The organism is Paenibacillus sp. J2L1-98, from assembly GCF_056269405.1.
In genome coordinates this window covers 1-1,183 of sequence record NZ_JBWDNW010000063.1, presented here as the reverse complement: position 1 = coordinate 1,183, position 1,183 = coordinate 1, and the positions used below count along the sequence as shown (strand labels likewise).

1 protein-coding gene is annotated in these 1,183 nt (G+C 48.4%); it reads left to right on the top strand.

Annotated elements, in window-relative coordinates; genetic code table 11:
• Positions 1-113: 113 nt before the first annotated feature.
• Positions 114-1,183, top strand: a 1,070-nt coding sequence (locus AC0YNZ_RS31385) for an IS110 family RNA-guided transposase (protein WP_475830276.1), incomplete at its 3' end; no start/stop codon positions are given.

The window sequence follows — 1,183 nt, the reverse complement described above, 5'->3', positions numbered from 1 at the left end:
CTAAACATTCCTGTATAGCCTAAGAAATGGGCTTTGTCAAAAAAGGAGCGTCTCGGTATGATGGGTTTGTCCACGGGCTTGAAACCCGACACCATCAAGGAGGCGCTCTTATTATGAAGTTTAAGCAATCAGACGTGCAAAATCAACGGATTGAACGAATTACCACATCCCATCTTGTTGTCGGTATCGACATGGCGAAAGACGTCCATGTAGCGCAAGTAACAAACTTCCGAGGTATTGTCCTTTCCAATAGGCATTTACCATTTAAAAACACAGTAGAAGGCTTTGAAAAGCTTCGACGGTGGATGGGGGGCTTGCTACAGAAGAATCGTTTAAAGAACATCATCATCGGCATGGAGCCAACTGGTCACTACTGGTATAACCTAGCCAACTGGCTCGTCGATGAGGGGATACATGTGGTGTTGGTTAATCCGGCAACAACGAAACGAAACAAGGAAAACCGTGATAATAGCCCTTCAAAGAGCGATCCAAAGGATGCTCTTGTTATCGCCGATGTCGTAAGCCGCGGCTATTATTACGAATACACGCGCCAAGCTACCGACTTCCAAAGACTACGCACGATCATGAGCGATCGAGAATTTTGGGTTACGAATAGTGTCCGGCTGCAGAACCGAATTATTCGCTGGTTGGATATTCGTTTCCCTGAATATGCTTCGGTCTTTAAAGATTGGACCTGCCCTCGATCGTTAGCGACACTCAAAGAATTCCCAACCCCACAAGAACTCAAAGATCGATCCACGGCCGAGGTCATTACAAGTTGGCGTAAGCATATGAAGCGAGCAGGCGGTACAACAGGCATTCAGAGAGCCACTGAACTCATTTTCTTAGCTCGCCAAAGTGTCGGGGATACGACGGCACTCGCGGAGGCAAAACAGGACCTTCACCGCTTAGTAGAAGAGTTTGAACGCATTACCGGCATTTTGGGAACGATCGAAAAGGACATTGCGACAGTACTTGGCGAGATCCCGATGGCGAACCAAATGCGGTCTCTGAAAGGCCTTGGCCCCATCTACGTTGCAGCCATTTTGTCCGGTGCGGGTGACTTAAGACAATACGCTCATGGGCGCCAGTTACTTCGAAAAGCCGGTTTAAACCTGGCCGAAAGCATGTCGGGTAAGCGAAAGGGAGAGATCGTACTCTCAAAACGCGGGGATGCGAAGCT